At 46.6% G+C, this 23,327-nt stretch carries 20 protein-coding genes and 1 tRNA gene; 12 read left to right on the top strand and 9 right to left on the bottom strand.

What is annotated here, in order from left to right:
- Window positions 1-42 precede the first annotated feature (42 nt).
- The 4 genes from L4D19_RS05710 to L4D19_RS05695 are packed head-to-tail and all read left to right on the top strand — an operon-like array spanning window position 43 to window position 3,961.
- Window positions 43-1,266, top strand: a complete 1,224-nt coding sequence (locus tag L4D19_RS05710; RefSeq protein WP_428451617.1) for a YcaO-like family protein — start codon at window positions 43-45, stop codon at window positions 1,264-1,266.
- Window positions 1,263-2,594, top strand: a complete 1,332-nt coding sequence (locus L4D19_RS05705; protein WP_428451616.1) for a TfuA-like protein — start codon at window positions 1,263-1,265, stop codon at window positions 2,592-2,594. Before L4D19_RS05710 ends, L4D19_RS05705 begins: the two co-directional genes overlap by 4 nt.
- The gene (locus L4D19_RS05700) at window positions 2,594-2,938 is read left to right on the top strand and encodes a hypothetical protein (protein ID WP_428451615.1); all 345 of its coding nucleotides are present in this window, start codon (window positions 2,594-2,596) and stop codon (window positions 2,936-2,938) included. Before L4D19_RS05705 ends, L4D19_RS05700 begins: the two co-directional genes overlap by 1 nt.
- A 39-nt stretch (window positions 2,939-2,977) precedes the next feature.
- Window positions 2,978-3,961: an FHA domain-containing protein gene (locus L4D19_RS05695; protein WP_428451614.1), complete on the top strand. Its 984-nt coding sequence runs from the start codon at window positions 2,978-2,980 to the stop codon at window positions 3,959-3,961.
- A 291-nt stretch (window positions 3,962-4,252) separates the two neighbouring features.
- Here the strand turns inward: L4D19_RS05695 and L4D19_RS05690 are convergent.
- Window positions 4,253-4,343: transfer RNA gene (locus L4D19_RS05690), tRNA-Ser, on the bottom strand.
- A 118-nt stretch (window positions 4,344-4,461) separates the two neighbouring features.
- Complete coding sequence (locus L4D19_RS05685) at window positions 4,462-5,070, bottom strand: LysE family translocator (RefSeq protein ID WP_428451613.1); 609 nt, start codon at window positions 5,068-5,070, stop codon at window positions 4,462-4,464.
- Window positions 5,071-5,234: 164 nt separating this feature from the next.
- Here L4D19_RS05685 and L4D19_RS05680 point away from each other — a divergent pair, with 164 nt between their 5' ends.
- Entirely contained in the window at window positions 5,235-6,602 is a 1,368-nt protein-coding gene (locus L4D19_RS05680; RefSeq protein WP_428451612.1) for an aminotransferase-like domain-containing protein, read from the top strand.
- 59 nt (window positions 6,603-6,661) lie between these two features.
- Here the strand turns inward: L4D19_RS05680 and cspE are convergent, their stop codons facing one another.
- The 3 genes from cspE to L4D19_RS05665 form a co-directional block, all read right to left on the bottom strand.
- Window positions 6,662-6,874: a transcription antiterminator/RNA stability regulator CspE gene (gene cspE / locus L4D19_RS05675; protein WP_075766705.1), complete on the bottom strand. Its 213-nt coding sequence runs from the start codon at window positions 6,872-6,874 to the stop codon at window positions 6,662-6,664.
- Window positions 6,875-7,164: 290 nt separating this feature from the next.
- Window positions 7,165-7,830 (bottom strand): SDR family NAD(P)-dependent oxidoreductase, encoded by a 666-nt coding sequence (locus L4D19_RS05670; protein WP_428451611.1) that lies wholly within the window; start codon window positions 7,828-7,830, stop codon window positions 7,165-7,167.
- A 122-nt stretch (window positions 7,831-7,952) separates the two neighbouring features.
- Window positions 7,953-8,501, bottom strand: a complete 549-nt coding sequence (locus L4D19_RS05665; protein ID WP_428451610.1) for a zf-TFIIB domain-containing protein — start codon at window positions 8,499-8,501, stop codon at window positions 7,953-7,955.
- Between the two features lie 473 nt (window positions 8,502-8,974).
- On the opposite strand from L4D19_RS05665, the gene L4D19_RS05660 reads away from it, so the two are divergent.
- The 6 genes from L4D19_RS05660 to L4D19_RS05635 all read left to right on the top strand — a co-directional run bounded on the left by L4D19_RS05660 (window position 8,975) and on the right by L4D19_RS05635 (window position 16,047).
- On the top strand, window positions 8,975-10,030 hold the full coding sequence (locus L4D19_RS05660) for a PTS fructose transporter subunit EIIC (protein WP_428451609.1): 1,056 nt from the start codon (window positions 8,975-8,977) through the stop codon (window positions 10,028-10,030).
- Between the two features lie 23 nt (window positions 10,031-10,053).
- Entirely contained in the window at window positions 10,054-10,374 is a 321-nt protein-coding gene (locus L4D19_RS05655; RefSeq protein WP_428451608.1) for a PTS fructose-like transporter subunit IIB, read from the top strand.
- Between the two features lie 262 nt (window positions 10,375-10,636).
- On the top strand, window positions 10,637-11,479 hold the full coding sequence (locus L4D19_RS05650) for a helix-turn-helix transcriptional regulator (RefSeq protein ID WP_428451607.1): 843 nt from the start codon (window positions 10,637-10,639) through the stop codon (window positions 11,477-11,479).
- A 362-nt stretch (window positions 11,480-11,841) separates the two neighbouring features.
- Entirely contained in the window at window positions 11,842-12,156 is a 315-nt protein-coding gene (locus tag L4D19_RS05645) for a PTS fructose transporter subunit IIB (protein WP_428451606.1), read from the top strand.
- 13 nt (window positions 12,157-12,169) lie between these two features.
- Entirely contained in the window at window positions 12,170-14,659 is a 2,490-nt protein-coding gene (gene ptsP / locus L4D19_RS05640) for a phosphoenolpyruvate--protein phosphotransferase (RefSeq protein ID WP_428451605.1), read from the top strand.
- Window positions 14,660-14,814: 155 nt separating this feature from the next.
- Window positions 14,815-16,047 carry an iron-containing alcohol dehydrogenase gene (locus tag L4D19_RS05635; RefSeq protein WP_428451604.1) on the top strand — a complete coding sequence of 411 codons (1,233 nt, stop codon included), beginning with the start codon at window positions 14,815-14,817 and terminating at the stop codon, window positions 16,045-16,047.
- Here L4D19_RS05635 and L4D19_RS05630 read toward each other — a convergent pair.
- The gene (locus L4D19_RS05630) at window positions 16,044-16,799 is read right to left on the bottom strand and encodes an alpha/beta hydrolase (protein ID WP_428451603.1); all 756 of its coding nucleotides are present in this window, start codon (window positions 16,797-16,799) and stop codon (window positions 16,044-16,046) included. The two genes, L4D19_RS05635 and L4D19_RS05630, sit on opposite strands and share 4 nt — an antisense overlap.
- A 4-nt stretch (window positions 16,800-16,803) precedes the next feature.
- On the bottom strand, window positions 16,804-17,178 hold the full coding sequence (locus L4D19_RS05625; protein WP_160648927.1) for a DUF2784 domain-containing protein: 375 nt from the start codon (window positions 17,176-17,178) through the stop codon (window positions 16,804-16,806).
- An 817-nt stretch (window positions 17,179-17,995) separates the two neighbouring features.
- Here L4D19_RS05625 and amyS point away from each other — a divergent pair.
- Window positions 17,996-19,528 carry an alpha-amylase gene (gene amyS / locus L4D19_RS05620; protein WP_428451602.1) on the top strand — a complete coding sequence of 511 codons (1,533 nt, stop codon included), beginning with the start codon at window positions 17,996-17,998 and terminating at the stop codon, window positions 19,526-19,528.
- Window positions 19,529-19,633: 105 nt separating this feature from the next.
- On the opposite strand, the gene manA is transcribed toward amyS, so the two are convergent.
- The gene (manA, locus tag L4D19_RS05615; RefSeq protein ID WP_428451601.1) at window positions 19,634-20,833 is read right to left on the bottom strand and encodes a mannose-6-phosphate isomerase, class I; all 1,200 of its coding nucleotides are present in this window, start codon (window positions 20,831-20,833) and stop codon (window positions 19,634-19,636) included.
- Window positions 20,834-21,152: 319 nt separating this feature from the next.
- Window positions 21,153-23,054, bottom strand: a complete 1,902-nt coding sequence (locus L4D19_RS05610) for a PTS fructose transporter subunit IIABC (RefSeq protein ID WP_428451600.1) — start codon at window positions 23,052-23,054, stop codon at window positions 21,153-21,155.
- Window positions 23,055-23,327: the final 273 nt, after the last annotated feature.

Here is a 23,327-nt window from a genome sequence, read left to right as displayed (position 1 = left end):
GCTTTTTGCTTGGCTATTACTGCTTAAATCCAAGGATATTTGATGATCTCAAAAAAACATCAGAGAGGAACCCATCGCTCGCGGTCTCCACAATCTACCTTCGATAAAATTTCCCCGTTCTTAAAGGAGATGGGGATCACCCGTATTGCGAATATTACGGGGCTAGACCATATCGGGATCCCTGTCGTCACGGTTTGTCGTCCAGCGTCTTGCGCGATATCTGTTGCTCAAGGAAAGGGGCTGGATCTCATATCTGCAAAAGTCTCGGGGGCAATGGAAGCGATAGAAACCTACCACGCAGAGCACATTGATTTACCTCTGAAGTTAGCAAGCTATAACCAAATGTCGTCAAAGCATCATGTTGTCGATGTCACTGGCTTGCCTAGATTGGCTTTCGGTACTTTTTCTGAGCACAGTCAGCGCCTCTGGATCGAGGGTGAAGAACTCTTTACCAATACACCTATCTACATTCCATATGATGTCACTCACTGTAATTACACACTTCCACTCCCAACGGGAAGCGGAACATTTGTCATGAGTTCCAATGGTCTTGCATCAGGAAACAGCACCGAGGAAGCAATCGTGCATGGGCTGTGTGAAGTCATAGAACGAGACGCCCTGGCCTTGTGGCGGGTAGAAAAGGATCACTTAAGCCAACAAGACACTCGCCTCCTCAAGCTTGATACTGTCGATGACTTAGATTGCCTTTCGGTAATAAAAAAATACCAGGCAGCTGATATTGATATCCAAATTTGGGATATCACATCGGATATAGGGTTACCAAGCTTCTACTGCAAAATTGCACCGAAAAGCAAAACAACCGGCCCTCACTACCCGTCTGCAGGCTCAGGCACTCACCCTTGCAAAAGTATTGCGCTATTAAGGGCACTCACCGAAGCGGCTCAAACCCGGTTAACCATGATATCAGGCTCAAGAGATGACATTGAAGCTAACAACTACCAGACTTCGACCTCATCAATTAGATGTATCGACTCAACCTCAACTCACGGCGCAAGAAGCTTTCAGGATATCCTTAGCTGGAACTTTGAACACTTTGAGCACGACATTGAACTTATTCTGCACAAACTTAATAACGTAGGGTTAAAACAAGTCGGGGTTGTTAACCTGACAAAAGATGACTATCAGATTCCTGTTGTCAGAGTTGTGGTTCCTGGCTTGGAGGGGATTGACGAGTCACCCGGATATGTTGGGGGCCAACGTGCACTTAAGCTTAATAATTCACTGACTCAAGGAGGGGAAAAATGAGGACTATCATATTCTCAGGGCCAACCCTTACCGCAGATAAGATTTCAACCATAATTCAAGCGGATTGCCGCCCACCAGCGAAGCAAGGTGACCTATATTTAGCTACGCATGATAAGCCTGATAGCATTGTTTTGATTGATGGTTATTTTGAAAGTGTGCCAGCTGTTTGGCACAAAGAAATACTGTACGCCATTTCTCTGGGAATAAACGTATACGGCTGTTCCAGTATGGGCGCGTTACGAGCCGCGGAATTATCAAGCCTTGGTATGAAAGGCTTTGGCTTTGTCTTCGAACAGTTTCACTCTGGACATTTAGAAGATGACGACGAAGTTGCGTTAGTTCATGGCCCTGCAGAACTCGGCTACCCTAGCCTATCGACCCCCATGATTAATATTAGAGCGACGCTAGATGCGGCTGTTGCTCAGCACATTATTGGCGCTAATGAGTCAGCTCAGCTTGTACTTGCCTTGAAAGAGCTCCACTACCCCAAACGCTCCTTTGACATTCTCAAACAGTACGCTAAAAAGCTAATGGATAAAGCAAAATCACAACCTCTGTGTGACTTTATCGACTGCCACCCTATTGATATAAAGCAACAAGATGCGTTATCACTACTTCAATCTTTAGCAAGTTCAAACGCAGATGAAAAAGCTCCTAATAAAGATAGAAGCCACTTTGCCAAAACAGACGCTTGGGAAAGGCTCGTGTCGAAATTAGATCAGCAACGCAAGCTTGAAATGAACTCAGTTACAGCAGAAGAGTTAGACAGAGAGCTCAAACTCGAAGGTCGCTACCACGAATATAAACAACAGGCTATAGCCAGAAAAGCCGCATTGCGTTCTGCCGTATCTCATCTGCCTGATACAAATAACCTGAAGAAGAGTACACTTTTAGAGCTTGCTTTCCATCAATCTGCGCTCGAAAAACAAGAATTAGACTTTCCCAAACTCGCTCACTGGGCTAATTCCCAACAAATCAGTTCCAATGAATTCGATCGCTTAGTGGAAACCCAATCTCTATTGGCTTGGTTAGATCACTGTGATCACCAAACAGCCAGTGAGATGCTAGATATATTGAAGCTGACAAACCAGTTCGCTGAATACCAGAAGAAAATTGAGTTCAAACGTGCTCATCAACCACAGCCTCTTTCCGACTTAGCGCTAACTGAGCAGGAATTGTGGGATTGGTATATAGATCGAAAACAAAACACAATCACAACAAAAGATCCAAACGATTTATATCTAATACTGGGATTTACGTCCCGAGAAGAACTGGCAGAAGCCGTAGCGCAAGATTATCACTACTACCTACAGAAAGGAGCAAAATAATGAATGAGAACCTAGCACTCAACCTAATCGCAGCATTGGAAATCAAGCGTGAAGATGAGCAGAAATTCAAAGAACTATCAAATCTTATTTTCCCTCCTCTCGCTCGTGAAACAGGCTGGACATTAACCTCTTTATGGGTAACACCTGAAGAAAATTCCTCATCATTGAAAGTTCAAAACCAATGGCAGACAAATTCTGAGTCAACAGCTGTTGTCGAGTCCGAACTAAATAGAGCAATGGAGAAGCTTATTCAAACGCTTCCAAACTACCAACAAAATCTCGAAATGTTGGATACACTTATAGACCAAGAATCCATTTGCTATGCAACTAGCTACACAGTTTGATATCAGCGACATTTGGCAATTAATAGAGTGAGAAAAAACATGGCTTTTCTAACTAATCAAAAATACTCAAGCCCGGTTTACCTCAAAGCTTTCCACCAGTTCGGGCGCCTATCCTCTACCGTAGATACAACAATTGCACTTCCGGATGTGTCGAGAATTCATGCTGTTATTGAATTCCAAAAGCATTGGTATATCAGAGATCTAAGTAAAAACGGGCTACGAGTAAATGGTAAGTTGATTAAGGCAAACCACCCACAATTGCTTCATATCAACGATCAAATTACCTTCTCCAGTGCGCAATGTACTCCGTTCATTGTTAAAAGCTTAGAGCCGCCAAAAGACATCTTGCTGCCTAGCTCCCAAGAACGTGGCGATGATCATGGCATTCAGCCGATTTATCTGGAGCACTATCACTTTCTACCCAATGAATCCTCACCTGAGCTTGTGGTCTTTTATGATCAAGAGTCCCAGCAATGGCAATGTGAACATTTTGAAAACAGTATACTTAGCCCCTTACATGACGGGGAGCAACTTAAGTTCTCAAAGCAGACATGGCAGTTATTTAAGTGTGAATCCCCTGAAAATATGGACACCTTGTGCCTGTCAGCACAAGAAAAAAATGACCTTTGCTATGTCTTTAATATTAGCCAAGATGAGGAACTGACCGAGTTAATGATTCAAAGTGCCAGTGAGTCTATCGATTGCCAGGCTCGAAGCCACCATTACTTAACCGCAATTCTCGCACGCTACAAGGCAGAAGATATAAAACAGAATGTGCCCGAGCCTTCCCAAGGCTGGCGTTCAATTGAACAGCTGACGAAAGACTTAGGATTACCCGAAACCCACATTAATATACAGGTACATCGTGCCCGTAAGCAGCTTTCAGAGTTACGACAAACAACAGGAATTATGATTCCAGATCTTATAGAAAGAAAGCGCGGTCGCATCAGGCTTGCTATTAATGACTATCAGATAATCAAAGGAAGTCACTTAGAGATAGATACCAGAGGCTTAGCGGCTTAACGGCTTCGCTCAGGTGAAGACTGGCCGCCCACCTATCTAGGCTTCTTCACCCTATCTCATTCGTTGCCAAGCTACAGATGTAAAAAAGCCAGCAATTAAGCTGGCTTTTTTGAATATGGCGGAGAGATAGGGATTTACTGCTCGCAAGCTCGCGCCCTTCGGGCTATCGGCGGAGCCGATGTGCTTTCGCTTCGCTCAGGTGAACCCCCATCTAGGCTTCTTCACCCTATCTCATTTGTTGCCAAGCCACAGATGTAAAAAAGCCAGCAATTAAGCTGGCTTTTTTGAATGTGGCGGAGAGATAGGGATTTGAACCCTAGATACGCTACAAACGTATGCCGGTTTTCAAGACCGGTGCTTTCAACCACTCAGCCATCTCTCCGTAAGTGCGGCGAATGATACGGAGCTAACTTAAGCTTGTAAAGATCTAATTTGGCATATATTTTCCAACTGTCTAACCTTCAAACAGTTATCGCAAATTTAGACAATCATTAACCACTCTATGCGCCAACCGTGAAGGCCGGAGCAAGCGAAACAATCGTCAGTAACCCAATGCCAAGGTTGAAAACACGTTGTTTTCCAGGGGTATCTAAGTGAGTTTTTATCCAACGCCCGAGCAATGTCCAACAGCTGTTGGCAAAAAAACCAAATACCGTGAACACAATAATAATCATAAAAACAGACAGCCAATAGTTACCGGGTAAACTGTAACTGGTAACCAGTGCCAGACAAGCCATCCACGCTTTAATGTTGCCAAGCTGAAAGAACATAGCCTGCAGGAAAGACAAGGGGCGCCCTCCTTCCTGACTATTCGCCACGCTATTAAGCACTATCAATTTTGCTACCAACCACAACATATACCCCAACCCCAGGTAACGTAATGTGCGATATAACGTCGGGTGCTGCTCTAGTGCAATTGCGACTCCACCCGCACACAGTAGCAATAAACAAACAATGCCAAACCGGATCCCGACAAGGTGTTTCATTGACTGACGGATACCAAATTGCGCCCCTGAGCTTGCCAGCAAAAAATTATTCGGCCCCGGTGTCATCGCGGTAACAAACGCAAACAAACTCATTGCTGGCAGCAACTCCCATACAGAATCCATCTTACTTTCCTTCACACTGTGTCACTCAATGAACTCAGCGTAACGAGAGAATCGCGTTAATACCTATTGTTTATGCGTCACCATGACAATTCTTTTATTTCCTTCTCTTTCTCCCTTATCTATTCTGTATTCAACAAGTAAATGTACCCCTTGAGAAGGTGACAATGTTCATTCCCGATCTCTCAGGCCGTCTCGGCCCCAAGTTCATTGCACTGGCCGATGCATTTGCCGAAGCGATAGAAAGCAATGAGATAAAGGCAAACACCAAGCTTCCGCCTCAGCGAATTCTGTCATATCGACTGGGTGTTACAGTAGGGACAATCACTCGTGCCTATCAAGAACTTGAGCGACGAGGGCTGATAGAGCCCAAGGTTGGCAGCGGTACCTATGTCAAAGACCGGCAAGCAGAACAGGATACCTTCTACCATCCGATCACAACCCGGGAAGGCATTGATCTCGCTATTTGCCGACCACTGCTGTTAAGCCAGCAACAGCATCTTTCCGCTATTTTACAAGATTTGTCCGATGAACCGACGGCACAAAAAGCCGTTCTGGATTATTACAGTACCGAAGGATTGCAGGGGCATAACCACACCTTGCAGCAATGGCTCACAAAGCGCCTACAATGTGATATTGATAATCGTCGTCTGATCTGGACATACGGCGGGCAACATAGCTTAGCGATTATTGTTCACGCATTAACGCGCCCAAAAGAAACCATATTGGTCGAAGGGTTGTGTTACGCCGAATTCGTCCATACCTGCCAGCAATCCGAGCGCAAGCTCGTGCCGGTACAGTTTGATGAAATGGGGATCATTCCTGAAGATTTGGAACTTCACTGCAAACGCCACAAGCCTCGGCTGCTCTACCTGACCCCCGCGGTTCAAAACCCGACAGGGATACAGACGAGTGACAGCCGTCGCTTGAAAATCATTGAAATCTGTCGCCGCCACCATGTTCTGATCATCGAAGATGATGTCCTTTACTGCCCGCCAAGCCACCGTAAAACACCACTTGTAGCCATCGCTCCTGATATCACGTTATATGTCGGGAGTTTCTCCAAGTATTTCGCAGGCGGTTTGCGGGTCGGCTACCTTATCGTGCCACTCTCTTTACGAGGCGAAATGCAAAAAGCACTGCGGGCAAATTGTATGCATATCAGTCCGCTCATGATAGATCTGGTATGCCGATGGCTAACCAATGGCGCTATGGAGCACGTCGACAAGGAAATCGCCCTCGAACTCAATGCCCGGCACCGATTGCTGAACCAGTACTTCCCTCAGCACAGTAACAATGTCGTACCGGGCTTCAACAGCTGGATTCCCCTGCCCGAGCCTCTAACCGGCTACCGTTTCAGCCAACGGCTTCAGGACAAAGGCGTTCACGTGCGCGAGGCCGAAATGTTTACAGTCGGTCGATACCCGCCCCCAGCGGCGATACGGATTTCGCTGACCGGGCCTACCAGCCGGAACCAGCTAAAAACTGGACTGGAGATTATCAGGCGTGAAATTGATTTGAGAACAGAGGACTAAACTGGAAGGAAACAGAAAAGGCCGCCAATGGCGACCTTTTATTGTCTTTGCTTTCAGACTTATAGCGCTACAACATTTGCAGCTTGAAGACCTTTCTGGCCTTGCTCAATGTCAAAAGAAACTTTCTGGCCTTCAGCCAGTGTTTTAAAACCTTCTGAAGCGATTGCTCGGAAGTGAACAAAAACATCGGCACCACCATTATCTTGCGTGATGAAACCAAAACCTTTCTCTTCGTTGAACCATTTTACGATACCAGTAGCTGAATTAGACATATGATGCCCCTTATATATTCATGAATTAATCGCGAAAAGCGATATGCTAATCTATTGAATTATCTAATGTTACGAGAAATATAAGGAAACACATAGGTACTATACGCTAGCGTATAAGTAGCTGAAGGTTTAACTTGTACTTGATGTTGCATTCAATAACTCTCTGTAGAACTGGCCAAGATAATACCAGCTGTTTATTTTTTGTACAGCGATATTTTGATCTTACTCCCAAAAACTATCGTTGAGATTCAATGCAGCAACAGCAAATAACCTTAAAATCAACGCACTAACTAGTTCCGATTGATCGTAATATCCGAAACAAAGCCATGCTCCGTACCCACCAGCGCTTGTTTAAGCATTTTTGCGGCTTCTTTCGCCGTCATAAATGAGGATGTATCAAGCGCTTTGCCACTGGTTTTCCAAAAATCTGTCGCCATACCACCGGGATATACCGCAACCAACTTCATCGGGCTTCCCTTCAGCTCAAGGCGTACCGATTCAACGAGCCCGCGTACCGCCCACTTAGCCGCGCAATAGGTGGACTCTCCTGCCTTGGCAAGCTGCGCTGCCGTCGACATCACCACCACCACATTAACCTTATGGTCACGATAGCGTGCAACCAATTCACGCAGCAAGAAAATCGAAGACGTGACGTTATTCTCAATCAATTTGTTGATTTCACTTGGGTTCTGCTCTTCAATCGGGCCAAAATACCCGCTGCCTGCGCAGTGAATAACGGTATCTGGCACTTGATCCAGTGAGTCGAATAACTCAGCCACTTTTTCCGAAGCTGTAAGATCAACCGGTGTCGCCTGCACTGGCCCCGGCAAATTGTCAGCCACGGAGGAGAGTCGCTGCTCATTACGGCCAGTCAGTACCAGCGGGGTTCCTTCAGCACTATACAGCTGAGCCAATGCCGCTCCCAAGCCGCTACTTGCACCTGTAATTAAAATCATAGAATGCCTTTTAGAAAGGAATGAAACCACATAATAATACACCTTCTCTATCTCCTATACAGGAAGGAAGTTGCCATATGTGGTTTCATTAAAGAACTGTTCGAGACAGATATTTCTCGAAGTTATCGCTCTGCCGAATACGGGTCTTCTGCCAATATATAGGCTCTTAGATCGGCCTTGTTTGGTTGCTCACTGAGCCATTGGCGGATCTCTTTGGCTTTCGCGTAGGACTCATCACCAAATTTTTCAGCATACAACTCGGCAAAATTATCCTTGGCAGTATTAGTTCGGATATTTTTCTGCCATTGGGCGGTAAGCACGGCATTCAATGAGCCCGCTAACCCGCTCTTTTTCATCAGATCCCATTCACCTTTATCCAGCCATACACCGCCGACACTGGCGCTGTAGTCTAGGCGATGAGCACTATCCGATGTGATACGGAACTTACGCATAATTTTACCCGACTGCGGGCAAAGCAGCGCAGACTCGGTATCCTCGGCTTCACAAGTTACGCTGTCAGAGAATTGAAACTCAGGATTGTTTTCCTTCCAAGATACGTAGTCTTCAACAAGTACCCAGTTACCGCCACAATGCGTGCATGTATGGGCACGGAATAAATCATCAATAAAGCTTGGAGATAAAACACCGACTTTGCAGCTTGTACATTTCATTATAAATAACGCCTAACCTTAATAAACAAATCAAAAATACTATATTTTCAAGTTCTTATATAACAAATCCGAGGAAAATTCAGCGCGTTTTATCACGTTTTCATGAGAGTTGGATGGAAATGGCACTGCATTCACCATTACACATTCAATACACGTTATCGCTAAATCCCAAGTCTACAACTGGATTTATCTTCGCTAACTGGATTTTTAATCCCTAAATCATTCTGATATTTATATCCAGCCTACCACACTGTGATCCCCTTCAAACTCAGCATGAGAGCTGTATCACATCTGCTATTGCTAGATACAAATGTCCAGTTAATGCCCTATTTCTCCAATATATTCCCACTCAGTTCAGCACCATAATTACAGCCAACAAAACAGCGAACATTCGCAATGCTTACCTCAACCCAATGTGTTTGGTGCTCGCACCAACTGAAAAATAAACTATAAATGGAAATGGAGTGATTCTGATGAAAACCAAAATTTCGGAGTTAAAACGACATCTCTTGACTGGTACCAGTCATATGTTGCCGTTTATCGTCGCCGGTGGTGTATTACTTGCTTTATCAGTCATGCTAAACGGTAAAGGTGCTCAGCCAGAAGGGGCCTTCCTAACCGGTATCTGGGACATGGGTATCGCAGGCTTTACTCTGTTTGTACCAGTATTAGGCGGCTACATTGCGTACTCCATCGCTGACCGTCCAGCACTGGCTCCGGGTATGATTGGCGCCTACCTTGCCAACCAGGTCAACGCCGGATTCCTTGGCGCCATTATTGTCGGCTTTATCGCTGGCTATGTCGTCCTTCAACTGAAGCGCATTCCACTGTCTAATAAGCTGAAGGCGATCTCGACTTATTTCATCCTGCCTATCGGCGGTACCTTTATTGTCTCAGGTTTGGTTATCTGGGTTATTGGCTCACCTATCGCCATGGCAATGGAAAGCCTGAACCTCTGGCTACAAGGGATGGCAGGCGCATCGAAAGCCTTCCTGGGCGCCATTCTCGGTGGTATGACAGCCTTCGATATGGGCGGTCCAGTTAACAAAGTCGCCACACTCTTTGCTCAAACCCAAGTCGGTACTCAGCCATGGCTGATGGGCGGTGTCGGTGTGGCAATCTGCGTTCCACCTCTAGGCATGTTCCTGGCTACCCTGTTATCACCAAAACGCTATACACCAGAAGAGCGTGAAGCAGGTAAAGCAGCAGGTATCATGGGTTGTATCGGTATTACAGAAGGTGCAATTCCTTTCGCGGCTGCCGATCCTCTACGTGTCATTCCATCCATAGTGCTTGGTGGTATTGTCGGTAACGTTACCGCCTTTATGCTGGGAGTTCTCAACCATGCCCCTTGGGGTGGCTTGATTGTGCTACCTGTCGTTGATGGCCGTCTGTATTACCTATTAGCTACAGTTGCAGGTGCGTTAACAACAGCCCTTGTTGTCAACGCACTTAAAAAACCAATCACTGGACGCGAAGAGAAAACCCAAGATGCTGAAGAAGACAGCCTTGAGTTAGAGTTTGATTAATATAATTTGTTGGGAGACATCACATGAAAGTACTAGGCGTAACATCTTGCCCATCTGGCGTTGCACACACCTACATGGCAGCAGAAGCACTGGAAACCGCAGCAAAAGACAAAGGCTGGGAAGTAAAAATTGAAACTCAGGGCTCTATTGGTATCGAAAACGAAATTACAGCAAACGAAGTCGCCAGCGCCGACATCATTATTCTAACCAAAGATATCGCAATCAAAAACGAAGAACGTTTTAAAGGAAAGAAAATCGTTCGTGTCGGCGTGGCTGATGCTGTTAAGAAAGCACCACAAATCATGGATAAAATTGCTGCGCATCTTGCACAGGCTCAAGCCTAGGATGCGCCCCTAAAACATTGCCACCCTGAACATCACGAGGCTGATTTATCAGCCTCGTGATTAATGTGAAACTTGATACACATTTCGTAAAATGGCACTAATGTGACACTTTACAGAACAGTATATCGCTATAATACAAGTCTAATGATGATAATCACAATAAGCAGAGTAATGATTAAATTACCGAAAGAAAGAGAACCAAATATCTAACATGAAATAAAAAATGCCGTTAAAGCGGCTTTATCAAAGACAAAAGACACTAATGAAGAATACCTTCTCTGACCTACTCGACAATGCAATCTCTGACAGTGATTCCTTCAACCAAATCTGGTTTGCGGGCGACACAACACCGCCGCCAGAAGCCAGTTACCAAGTTAACTTTCCACGCCTAGAGCTTGTATTCAATGGGCGCTATGAAAACCAGCTCGAAAACCACCAGCAGAAGCTCGACAATATTTTTCTGGAAAATGGTGATGCTTTGTTCATTCCGGCCAACGCCTGGAACAAGCCAAGCTGGAATCATGAGTGTTCTGTGCTCAGCTTATTGTTTGGTAAAAGTCAGCTCGGACTGAGCTTGGTTAGTAAACATAAAAACGAAGAAGGGTTCTATGATGTAGTGAAATACAGTGTGCCGCAACGCACTGGGCACGCCATCGATCACATCCTGACGGCATTGACCACCTTGGCACATGAGAAACAAAAGCAGCCTGTCGATAAATTCTTATTGCTAGCCCTGCTTAGTTACTGCAAAGAGATGATTGAAAAGCCATCTGAAGATACCAGCCGACGAAGTGAAGATTTGTTCAAAGGGATTTGTATCTACGTGCAAGAGAACTTTCACCGTAACATTAACCGCAATACGGTCGCAGCGCGGTTTAATATTTCTCCCAATCACTTATCACGCCTGTTTCGCCAAGAAGGTCACATGCGCTTTGCCGATTACATTTCATGGGTCAGACTCGAACGAGCAAAATTTATGCTTAAGCGTTACAACTTCAGGCTTGAAGACGTTGCACAGCGCTGTGGCTACCATGATGCCAACTATTTTTGTCGAGTATTCAAACGCAAAACAGGCAAAACACCGACGGAGTACCGAAGCTATTAAACCTACGTTTTAATATAGACGTAACATAGTTAATTTTACTGACTGAATATATCTTAGTCCCATCTAATTCAATCACTACCCTCTTATCAAAAAATTCTCTGACATAAGATTTCCTTCGAGTAGCAAAGAGACAGTATCCATTACCGAAACAGAACTCTTTACACTGTTTTTCGCACGTTTTGTGCTACTTCATCAGTCGATACAAATAACGACGGCTTAAGAACACGAGAGTGATCACCATCACGCATATTTATCGTGGTTACAAATGTCCAGTAAAGGGTTGTTTTATCTTCTACCGTATAACAAGGCAACTTCTTATATTGGCACTATCACCAATAAATACTGTATGTAAGGAGACACCGATGAGAGTCGTCGCAATTACCGCCTGCCCTACCGGAATTGCCCATACCTATATGGCAGCAGACAAACTCACCGAAACCGCCAAGAAACTTGGCATTACGATCAAAGTTGAAACCCAAGGTGCGATGGGTATCGAAAATCGCCTGACCGAACAGGACGTCCAGCGTGCCGATGTGGTGGTAATGGCAACCGATATCAATATCGAGCATAGCGATCGCTTCGACAACAAAAAATGCCTGAAGGTGAATATCCAAGATGCCCTTCAACAACCCAAGCGTATTTTTTCCCAATGTAAGCAGCTGTTAGCGCATCAGTAATAAGGCAGTAACCATGAAAAACCAGATTCAATTCCGCTGTGTTCTCCCTAACGGCATCCATGCTCGCCCAGCCAGCCATCTAGAAAAAGTATGTGGCCAGTTCCAGTGCCAGATCAGCCTGACCAATCTGCGTAACGGCAACACCGCAGACACAAAAAGTGTCCTGGCGCTTGTCGGGACTGACACCCTGCTGGACGATGACTTTACCCTGTCTTTTGACGGCGAGGACAGCCAGCAGGCCATGGCAATGCTGGCCGACTATATCAGTAATGAGTTTCCCCACTGTGACGAAGCCCTAGATACACAGGCTGACGATGAATCTGTCACCTTACCGCAGTCTCTGCTGCGTCATCAGCCAACCTTGCTGCAAGGTAAGCGACTGGCACCGGGAATAGGCAAAGGGGTATTGGTCGGCTATCGCGATATTGATCTCAATACCTTTGTTACTGATATTCAAAATGACGAAGTGACCCGCTTTGAACAAGCGCATTTCCAGGTCTGTACCTTCCTTGAGCAGGCAGCCAGTAAGACTAGCGGACATGAAAAAGAAATCATCACGGCCCATATTTCTATAATTAATGACTGCACTTTTGTCGACGGTATCAAGGATAATTTAGCGTCCAACTCAACCGCCAATGCCATTCTCGCCGTGGTAGAGCAAATCACCACCCAGCTTAGCCAGTCGTCCAGCGCCTATCTGCGCGAGCGCGTATTGGATATCCGTGATGTAGCCATTCAGCTGCTGACTGCAGCATACCCAAGTATTGATATTAATACCGACTTCACCCTAACCGAACCAAGCATCGTTATTGCTAACGACTTAACCCCAAGCCAATTCCTCGGTCTTGATAAAGAATTGCTCCAAGGCCTAGTGCTCACCCATGCCGGTAGCACCTCGCACACGGTGATCCTTGCTCGCGCCTTCAATATCCCGACATTGTCTGGTATCGAAGCCAAGCAATGTACCGATGCCATCAATAGCCAGATCTATCTCGATGCCAACCTTGGCGTTGTCGCAACCCAGCCCAACGAAGGTGTCTGTCGTTATTTCGACCGTGCCATCACCCTAAACAAGCAACTGAGCGAAAAACAGCACGCTTTTGCTAACCAGCAGGCGCAATCCGCAGACGGTAAAACAATTGAAATTGCCGCCAATATTGCCTGTTCGATCGAAGCGCCAGCCGCCTTTGAAAAAGGGGCTGAAGGTATTGGCTTATTCCGCACCGAAATGCTGTTTATGGATCGCAGCGAAGCGCCGGATGAAGACGAACAGTTTGGCTATTACCGTGAAGCACTGGAAGCGGCAACCGAGAAGCCAGTGATCATCCGAACCATGGACATTGGTGGTGACAAGCCGATTGACTATTTGAACCTGCCTCAGGAGAACAACCCGTTCCTTGGCTATCGCGCGGTACGTATCTATCCAGAGTTTCTCGCTCTGTTCCACACCCAGCTGCGTGCTATTTTGCGGGCTGCCGTACATGGCAATGCCAAAATCATGATCCCAATGATCCAGAGCATTGAAGAGATCCGTTGGGTGAAAGAGCAGCTTGAGATCATAAAAGAACAGCTGGCTCAGGAAGACCTGGCATTCAACGCCGAAGTCCCGCTGGGGATCATGGTTGAAATTCCTTCCGTAGCCTTTATTATCGATCAGTTCTGCAAGGAAGTTGATTTCTTCAGCATCGGTTCCAACGACATGACCCAATACCTGCTCGCCGTTGATCGTGACAATGCCAGTGTTGCCAAGCTCTACAACAGTCTCGCTCCGGCATTCCTGCGAATGCTGAACCAGGTTGTCCAGACCGCCCACCAGCATGGCCGCTGGGTCGGCTTATGTGGTGAACTCGGTGCCGATGCCAAGGTACTGCCACTACTCATTGGTGCCGGTTTAGACGAGATCAGTATGAGCGCACCCAAAATTGCCGCCACCAAAGCAACGCTATGCAAGCTCAACAGCGAAGATTGTAAAGCACTGTTTGAGCAAGCCTGTCAGTGTCCGACAATTACAGATGTTCAGGCACTACTTGATAACGCCTCTGCCAACCAGGAAAGCAAGCCTCTGCTGGCCACAGAATGTGTCATGAAACCAGCCGACTTTGCCAGCAAAGAAGAAGTGATTCAGGCAATGGTTGGCAACCTCGGTTTGGTTGACCGCACGGACAATGCCTACAAGCTGGAAGAGGATGTCTGGGTACGCGAGAAGGTATTCTCTACCGGTCTTGGCCATGGCTTCGCCATTCCGCATACCAAATCCGATAACATTCGTCATTCGAGCATCAGTATTGCCCATCTAAACCAACCGATAGACTGGCAATCAGATTCTGGCGACGTCGACTTTATCATCATGCTGACCTTGAACAAGGCTCAGGGCGATCAGCATATGCGGATCTTCTCAACCCTGGCACGCAAACTGATCCATCAAAGCTTCCGCGATCAGCTCAGATCCAGCAAAGACGATGCAGAAATCATAGCGATGCTGAAGAAAGAGTTAGGGGTCTAATATCCTTAATCTAAAAAACGCGTTTATATAGCCGCTCTAGTTTAAAGCGACTTTGCAGCAATACTTATCACTAATGCGTAGAAATATGAACCCTATCTAATACAAGCCCATGCTTGACGCCTATAATTCAAACGTCTGTTTAAAAGGATTTTGATATGTTGATATATAAAGCAATGGTAGGCGTCAACAAACAGCTCAACAAACTCGTTACCATCCCCTTCCCTCACCTTGAAGCTGGGATAAACAGCCTCGAAAAAGCGGGCGAACTGATGGCATCGGCCGGGGCGAAGAAGGCCATGATTGTTACCGGCAGGAGCAGTTCTGCAGCCATCATTCCTGCACTTTGTGATTCACTGGATGAACATGGCATCGACTACGCTATCTTCAACCAAGTGATGCCCGACCCGACAATCGCAACAGTAGCAACCGGTGCCGATTTCTATAAGCAATTTCACTGCGATTCAATTATCGCCCTCGGCGGTGGATCACCCATCGATTGCGCCAAAGTGATCGGAGCTAAAGTGGTCAGAGACAGGCCAGTGAGAACCATGGCCGGAAAACTCAAAATCAGACGAAAACTACCGCTATTTCTTGCGATTCCGACCACGGCTGGCACTGGCTCGGAAGCCACTGTCGCCGCAGTTATTTCCGATCCAGCAGCACGGCAAAAGTTCGCGATCGTCGATCCTGCATTGCTGCCTGATTATGCGATCATCGATCCCAAGCTGATGATTGGGCTGCCGCAAGATATGACAGCAGCAACCGGTATGGATGCACTCACCCACGCAATAGAAGCATTTATCGGTACGTATAACACGCCACTGAGTGACAAATATGCCAAGCAGGCAATAGAGAAAATCTTCGAGTTCCTACCTAAAGCCTATAACAATGGCCAAGATCTGGAAGCGCGAGAGCAAATGGCGATGGCATCTTATGAGGCTGGCTGCGCCTTTACTCGCGCATTTGTAGGCTATGTGCACGCTATCGCCCACCAGCTCGGCGGTATGTACCATATCCCGCACGGACAGGCGAACGCGATCCTACTGCCCGAAGTGCTACGCTTGCTGCATCCATACTGTAAGGCGCGCTTGGAAGAGTTGGCGAAAGTCATTGGCCTAAGCAGCGGCAGTGAGTTCATTGAAGCGGTGGTTGAGCTCAATAAAAAACTCAACATTCCGAATGGATTTCCTGAATTAAAAGCCGAAGATATAACACTTATCAGTCAACGGGCACTGGCTGAAGCCCATGGTACCTACCCTGTTCCGGGTTACTTGAGCCAAAGTCAGTGCGAACAGTTGCTAAAGCAGTTTCTTGTTGTGACACCGGAAAAGGCTGCACCTGACGTCGAGGCTTCCAAAAAAGCCCTTACGGAACATGCCGAAGGCTAGTCCAGCGCCCGCTTAAGCCCTGATACATAATCAGGGAACTGAGAAATTGTATTGTGGCCTGCATTGTCCACAATAACTACCTCCACCAGCTGATCGCCAAAGTGAGCGATTAGCTGGTCGGTTCTGGCACGGGGGATCACCCGATCATTTTCGGCTATAAAGATGTAGGTTTGGGCAGTTATATCCTTAACTCGATCCGCTGAACGAAATGTGTCTTTGATCATCAGAGAGACAGGAAACATCCAGTAGATATCCTTTGCTACGTTCTCAATACTGTCGAACGGGGTAACCAGGATCAACGTATCCACGTTCCGGTTTACCGCCACATAAGTCGCTACACCGGTGCCCAAACTTCGTCCCATCAGAGATACCGAATCATGTTGGCTTTTTACTGTCTTATAAATATGAACAGCATCACTGTATAGCACCTGTTCAGTAGGACTTCCTGCATTGCTGCCATAGCCTCGATAGGGGATAAGATAAACGGTATAGTCGGGCACCACTGCCTCGAAGAAGGGGATGTTCGCTTCTATGCTTTCGGCATTGCCACCATAATAGATTAATGCCTTCGTTTGCCCCTTGTTTAACGCCCAGCCATTGAGTTGTACCCCATCCACGACAAAGCTAACATTCATCTCACCATATACATTGCTGGCAGGCTGAGGAAAATACAGAAATTTCCGTTGCAGGGAACAGAAAGTGAGAGCGAAAAGTGCATAGAGCACCACAACGGTTACCAATATACTTTTCATTCCCCTACCCAGCTCGCCTGTTCATATAGCAATAATAGACGAGCAAGTAGATTGCAATGTTGATCCCGACTGCAACAACACCCAGTACAACCTGAACATCAATACGTAGCCCGACCGGGTAGATAATGGGGATCAAATAATGTTCGACAAAGCCTCCAGAATATCCCTCGCCACCAGCTAAGTGCCTTAACCGGTTTTCCAACGGCGTTAATGGGCAAATCCAACCTTTGAAGCTGATCACTGCAACCCACAGCGCAGCAGGAATATGAAAAAGTAACAGGTAGCCTCGCCAGATCACCAGCAACCCACCCAATAGCGCGAAGACGATAAATACGAGATGAAAGATAACAACCAGATCAGCCAATATGCGATAGACCATGAATAACGACCTCTTATCTTAGGTCAAACATAGCCTATTAAAGGCAAAACGTTATCTACTTAGACATTGAGCGGTAAAAGTTATACCGACCCGAAACACGTGGCTTTCGAGGGTTATCAACAGAAGCTGGGGATAGATTATCTGGGATCAGATAAAAGAAAGTTGAGATAGAGGAAAGAAATCTTTTTCATCAAGCCTATGAAAACCTTGATCATAAATACCCCACTTCTATGCTGGGCATTTACTGAATCAAGTTTTCACTGACCTGACGGCTTACTATTTCTGTGTTCAATCAGAAACAGTAGAAATACAACGGGATACTATTGCTGAAATGTACTGTTCGCACGAACCGCAAACTGGCTACGGTCAAAGTTCAGCTGAGTTGAAAATAGTGACATGAAGTTACGTAGTTTTTTCATTTTAAGCTCCAAGTATTTATCTGTAACTAATAGTTCAAACTGATTGGCATTCTTACTTAACAGTTCGATTGTGTAACCCAATTCCGTAATTAAATTACAGATTAACTATATACGAGCTTAAAAGTGTGATCAAGATCTATTTGAAATGAATTTTAGCAACATTGCAGATAGCCGTTCAAAGCCTGCCCGTGGTAAGTGAGCGAATGACTAGATTTCACACTGACATCACATTTCGTAGCCCTACCGCACATTGGTCAAAATTTGCACTAAGATCAAAAACTTGCTTTTAATCCCCTCACCAAATGTTTGATCTATCAAGCATTTCCCACAGCGATATATGAAAGAAAAAAACAATGACTTATAAAGCGCGTTAATAATAAAAAACAAAGGTATAGAACATGACATGCTTTAAAATAAAACACGGCCTCACCCTATCCGTCACTCTACTGTTATCGCTTAATATCCATGACGCCTGTGCATCACAAAATGGCACCATGATGCAGTACTTCCATTGGTACAACAGCAATGACGGTAGCTTGTGGAACGAGGTTAAAGACAATGCCGCTTCACTCTCTGATAATGGTATTACCTCACTTTGGCTTCCACCGGCATACAAGGGCGCAGGCGGTAGTAATGATGTAGGCTACGGGGTCTACGATATGTATGACCTTGGAGAGTTCGACCAAAAAGGATCGGTACGCACCAAATACGGCACCAAGGCGCAATACCTTGCTGCAATTAACGAAGCACACAAAAACAATGTTCAAATTTATGGTGACGTTGTTTTCAACCACCGTGGTGGCGCTGACAAAAAGCTTTGGGTTGATACCGTCAGGGTCGACTGGGATGACAGAAACAAAGAGCTAGGCGATAAATGGATCGAGGCCTGGGTCGACTTTACCTTCCCGGGAAGAAACGACCAATACTCAAGTTTCCACTGGACGTGGTATCACTTTGACGGCGTAGACTGGGATGATGCTGGTAAAGAGAAAGCCATTTTCAAATTTAAAGGCATCGGCAAGGCGTGGGACTGGGATGTCAGCTCCGAGAAAGGCAATTATGACTACCTCATGTATGCCGATTTAGATATGGACCATCCTGAAGTAAAACAGGAGCTTAAATACTGGGGAGAGTGGTATCTCAATACAACGGGCGTCGATGGCTTTAGGCTAGATGCCGTGAAGCACATTAAATATCAGTATCTACAGGAGTGGATCCAATACCTCAGAGGCAAGACGGGCAAAGAGTTGTTCACCGTCGGTGAATATTGGAACTATGACGTCAACAACCTGCACAACTTCATCAGTAAAACCCAGGGCACAATGTCGTTATTTGATGCACCATTGCACATGAACTTTTATCAAGCGTCACGTTCTGGTGGTCACTACGATATGAGACGCCTGATGGATGGCACCCTGATGAAAGATAACCCCGTCAAGGCTGTCACAATTGTAGAAAACCATGATACCCAGCCACTACAAGCACTAGAGTCACCGGTTGACTGGTGGTTCAAACCATTAGCCTACGCCTTCATCCTGCTAAGGGAGGAAGGTTACCCGAATGTCTTCTACGCCGATTATTACGGTGCGCAATACTCCGACAAGGGACACGACATTAATATGGCCCCGGTACGTCACTTAAAAGAGCTCATCACGGCCAGGAAGAATTATGCGTACGGCAAACAACATAGCTACATGGATGATGCAAACATCATCGGCTGGACCCGTGAAGGCGATGCTGAACATCCTAAATCGATGGCAGTTATCATGACGGATGCAGCAGGGGGCGGCAAGTGGATGTATGCCGGCAAGCCAAGTACCGAATTCAAAGATCACCTTTCGAACAGAACGGAAAGTGTCTGGACCAACAGCGATGGCTGGGCGTATTTCCCGGTCAACGGTGGGTCCGTATCAGTATGGATAAGTCAGTAAAAAACACCTGAATGACAAACTAAAAAAAGCCAGTCACTTTGACTGGCTTTGAATCGATTTCTATAGAACAAACAATCGATTATTAAAGAAAATATCTTCTAAAACTCAATTGTAAGCACGGGCAAATCGTCCCGTTGAGCTTGCGGTATAACCCTTGGCATTAGTCGGAATAAACACGGACTCCCCTTTCTCGATAGTCAGAGTCTCACCGCTTGCATGTGTAACAGTTACCGCCCCATCAATCGCGAACAGTATTTCAGCGCTGGTAGCTGTCAACGCGATATTCTGCTGGCTGTGATAAACACTGAATTTAAAGTCAGGAACCGGGATCGGGTAATGCAAACCACCTTCCGATACGTCCGGAGCAAGCAACAGTTTATCTTCCGGCATCGGTACGAAGCGCGTACTTGCCACTAACTCTGCAATGTCGATGTGCTTAGGGGTTAGCCCCGCTCGCAATACGTTGTCGGAGTTCGCCATAATCTCCAGGCCCGTGCCATTGATATAAGCATGCGGCGTACAGGCATGCAGGAACATTGCCTCACCCGGCTGTAGGGTCAACACATTGAGCATTAGCGGCGAGAACAGGCCTATATCGCCCGGATACTGCCCGGCAAGTTCCAAGATTAAAGCAAACAGTTCATCGTCTTTATGTTGCTCGGCGTATGCCAGAAGCCCGGCCAAAGCAGTTTCTTTCACTTCCCCCTGAAGCGAGAGCATTGCCTCGAAGAACTGGCGCAAACCTGTTTCATTCTGGTTTTCTTCCAGTGCAACAACCAACTCGTGCAAGTCAGCAATTTCCAGACAACGGAACAGGCTAACAATCTGATCAATCTCGCGGAAGCCATTCATTGCCTGATACGGCGTCAAAGCATAGACCAGCTCAGGTTTGTGATTAGGATCTTTGTAATTACGGTGACCGGCGCTCAGGGGGATGCCAGCGTCTTGCTCTTTGGCAAAACCGACTTCGGCTTGTGCCTTGCTTGGGTGAACCTGGATCGACAGCGCTTTCTCGGCAGCCAGCACCTTAAACAGGTACGGAAGCTCACCAAACTGGTTATCGGTATCCACGCCAATAGTCGCGGCTTTATCTGCTGCGATAAAATCGGCAAGGCGGGTAATCTCACCCTCAACGTCTATCTGTGAACAACCGTTCGGATGGGCACCCATCCAGATTTCTGCCTGCGGATTACCCTCAGGATTGGCAATCCCAAACAGGGATTCAATGGATGTCGTGCTTCCCCATGCATAATCTTGGATAACATTGTGCATGCGGAAAAAACAAGGAGATGTGGAAACGGTCATTGTTTTACCTTACGTTAAATACTGATTTCATCAGTACAATTACTCATGGGATCAGTATCAGTCGCTATTTTACAGCGCTATTAAGCAACGCGAAATTTTAGCAGAATCTGATGATTTTGAAATGGGATTTGTCTGTCAATTGTTGAGCACTCATACCGAGTAAATTACCAGATAAAAAACGCCCTTCTTGCCCCATTAAGAGAGGAAAGAAGGGAGCATACATGCCAGCGTGGGGGTTAAGTACATATCACTCAGTGTACTGGCATGCTCTTATTACACTTTAATGGTTTGCTCTTTATTGACTTAAGCGAATCTTGACTTAGGCCAGAGCCGCCTGCGCTTTAGCCTGACGCATTTTCTTCAGAGAAATTGCTACCAGTGCTGTTACCACAGAGCCCGCAATCATACATACGATGGCCATTAGTGGTTTATTCATCGCACCCAGCAGGGCTACAACCGGACCACCGTGCGCCACACTGTTAGTAATACCGAAAGAGAATGCCATTACTGCGGCTACCATCGAGCCCAGTACGTTGGCCGGAATCACTGACATCGGGTCTTGCGCAGCAAACGGAATTGCACCTTCGGAGATACCCACCAAGCCCATAGCACTTGCCGCTTTACCGGCTTCAAGCTCAGACTCTTCGAACAGGTTAAGCTTACGGCCAATAATGGTTGCCAGACCCATACCCAACGGTGCAACCGGGATAGCACACGCCATCGCACCCATGAATTGTGTTTGGCCGCTGGCAATCATGCCGACCGAGAACAGGAAGGCAACCTTGTTAAACGGACCGCCCATATCAAAACCGGCCATACCACCCAGTACGATACCCAGCAGAACCACGTTACCTGTGCTCATGCTGGTTAGCATGGCGTTCAGGCCATCCATCAAGCTGGCAATCGGGGCACCGATAACAAAGATGAACAAGCTAGAGATAAACAGGCTACCTGCAATCGGTGCAATCATGATTGGCACCAAAGGCTGGATAAATTTGTGATAGTTGATGCTCACCAGCCACTTAACAAAGTAGCCTACCAGCAGACCAGCGACTATCGCACCAATAAATCCGGTACCCGCCTCGGCACCGTAGAATGAACCGTTATTAGCAATCCAGCCACCGATCAGGCCCGGAGCCAGTGCAGGTCGGTCGGCAATCGCGTAGGCAATGTAACCGGCCAGGATAGGGATCATCAGCGTAAAGGCCACCACACCGACATCGAGAACTTTCTGCCACATGCTACCTTCAGGAATAGCCATTCCCGCTTCAGATGGCTGACCGCCCAAGGCTAACGCCAAGGCAATAAGCAGACCACCGGTTACCACGAATGGGATCATGTGCGATACACCATTCATCAGATAGCGGTATAGATCTGAACGGGCCTGAGAGACTTTACTCTCAGTCTGTGCAGGTGCATCATCGCCAGACACTTGGTAAGTCGCAGCCTGCAGAGCCTGGTTGATGAGCCCCTTGCCATCTTTGATCGGCGCTTTCACACCAGTTTTAACCAGCTTTTTGCCTGCGAACCGAGTCATATCTACCTGCTTGTCGCAGCTGACGATAATCGCTTCTGCGCGCTCGATTTCTTCGGCTGTCGGGCTGTTCTTTACACCAATCGAACCATTGGTTTCGACTTTCATTTCGTAACCAAGCTCGGCAGCGGCTTTTTCCAGCGCCTCCGCAGCAAGGTAAGTATGGGCAACGCCTGCAGGGCAGCCAGTCACACCAATCAGCAACCCTTTGTCAGCTACCGGTGTTGTTTCACTCGGCTCTGTTTTTGCCAGCAACAGCTCAAGTGCCTCCTGCGCGCTTTTTGCCGACATAAATTCATCAATAAAACCGTCCTCAATCAGCTTCGAAGACAATTCGGCCAGCACTTCAATATGGTGATTTGCGCCGCCGTCTGGAGAAGCAATCATGAAAAAAAGTTTGGATGGCAGGCCGTCTTCCGCGCCGTATTCAATACCGCTGCGGCTAATACCAATGGCTACCGCAGGTTCGGACACAGCACCACTTTTCGCGTGAGGCAGCGCAACACCTTCTTCAAAACCGGTATTCCCCAGCTCTTCACGTGCGTGAATATCCGCTAAAAACTGGTCCTTGTCGTTCACTCGGCCTTGCTTGTGCAGCAAGTCGATCATTTCGACAAAAACCTCTTCTTTGGTCGTCGCCTGAAGGTTCAGGCAAATCAACTGCTCATTAATCAAGTTGGTGATCATGAGTGTTCCCCCTGTATTTATACTTTTAAGTTCAGCATTCGTGTTGCCGTTGGGGATATTTTCAGCGATCCGGCTCCACTCTTATAGTGTACCAGAGAGGCATTTACTGGATATTTGTAACATCAAAACCATTTTGTGATCTAACCCTCACCTCACCAACCTCAGTTCAACACTAATGGGAGTAACATGATATTCGTTATTAATTAATGGTTTAAATGCATATTTTATCTACTTTCCACAGCAAAAACGACAACTACGATTACTCCAAAAATA

The organism is Photobacterium kasasachensis (assembly GCF_050336885.1).
Taxonomy (GTDB): Bacteria; Pseudomonadota; Gammaproteobacteria; order Enterobacterales; family Vibrionaceae; genus Photobacterium; species Photobacterium kasasachensis.
Note: the sequence above shows the minus strand (reverse complement) of the source record. Positions and strands in the feature narration are given on the sequence as shown.

Bases quoted from the DNA above. Each gene is read 5' to 3' on its own strand.
- manA (WP_428451601.1), bottom strand. From the start codon at position 20,833: ATGACCGTTTCCACATCTCCTTGTTTTTTCCGCATGCACAATGTTATC.
- L4D19_RS05660 (WP_428451609.1), top strand. From the start codon at position 8,975: ATGAAAACCAAAATTTCGGAGTTAAAACGACATCTCTTGACTGGTACC.
- L4D19_RS05710 (WP_428451617.1), top strand. From the start codon at position 43: ATGATCTCAAAAAAACATCAGAGAGGAACCCATCGCTCGCGGTCTCCA.
- cspE (WP_075766705.1), bottom strand. From the start codon at position 6,874: ATGTCTAATTCAGCTACTGGTATCGTAAAATGGTTCAACGAAGAGAAA.
- L4D19_RS05650 (WP_428451607.1), top strand. From the start codon at position 10,637: ATGAAGAATACCTTCTCTGACCTACTCGACAATGCAATCTCTGACAGT.
- L4D19_RS05670 (WP_428451611.1), bottom strand. From the start codon at position 7,830: ATGATTTTAATTACAGGTGCAAGTAGCGGCTTGGGAGCGGCATTGGCT.
- L4D19_RS05635 (WP_428451604.1), top strand. From the start codon at position 14,815: ATGTTGATATATAAAGCAATGGTAGGCGTCAACAAACAGCTCAACAAA.
- ptsP (WP_428451605.1), top strand. From the start codon at position 12,170: ATGAAAAACCAGATTCAATTCCGCTGTGTTCTCCCTAACGGCATCCAT.
- L4D19_RS05625 (WP_160648927.1), bottom strand. From the start codon at position 17,178: ATGGTCTATCGCATATTGGCTGATCTGGTTGTTATCTTTCATCTCGTA.
- L4D19_RS05655 (WP_428451608.1), top strand. From the start codon at position 10,054: ATGAAAGTACTAGGCGTAACATCTTGCCCATCTGGCGTTGCACACACC.
- L4D19_RS05685 (WP_428451613.1), bottom strand. From the start codon at position 5,070: ATGGATTCTGTATGGGAGTTGCTGCCAGCAATGAGTTTGTTTGCGTTT.
- L4D19_RS05665 (WP_428451610.1), bottom strand. From the start codon at position 8,501: ATGAAATGTACAAGCTGCAAAGTCGGTGTTTTATCTCCAAGCTTTATT.
- amyS (WP_428451602.1), top strand. From the start codon at position 17,996: ATGACATGCTTTAAAATAAAACACGGCCTCACCCTATCCGTCACTCTA.
- L4D19_RS05610 (WP_428451600.1), bottom strand. From the start codon at position 23,054: ATGATCACCAACTTGATTAATGAGCAGTTGATTTGCCTGAACCTTCAG.
- L4D19_RS05630 (WP_428451603.1), bottom strand. From the start codon at position 16,799: ATGAAAAGTATATTGGTAACCGTTGTGGTGCTCTATGCACTTTTCGCT.
- L4D19_RS05645 (WP_428451606.1), top strand. From the start codon at position 11,842: ATGAGAGTCGTCGCAATTACCGCCTGCCCTACCGGAATTGCCCATACC.
- L4D19_RS05700 (WP_428451615.1), top strand. From the start codon at position 2,594: ATGAATGAGAACCTAGCACTCAACCTAATCGCAGCATTGGAAATCAAG.
- L4D19_RS05680 (WP_428451612.1), top strand. From the start codon at position 5,235: ATGTTCATTCCCGATCTCTCAGGCCGTCTCGGCCCCAAGTTCATTGCA.
- L4D19_RS05695 (WP_428451614.1), top strand. From the start codon at position 2,978: ATGGCTTTTCTAACTAATCAAAAATACTCAAGCCCGGTTTACCTCAAA.
- L4D19_RS05705 (WP_428451616.1), top strand. From the start codon at position 1,263: ATGAGGACTATCATATTCTCAGGGCCAACCCTTACCGCAGATAAGATT.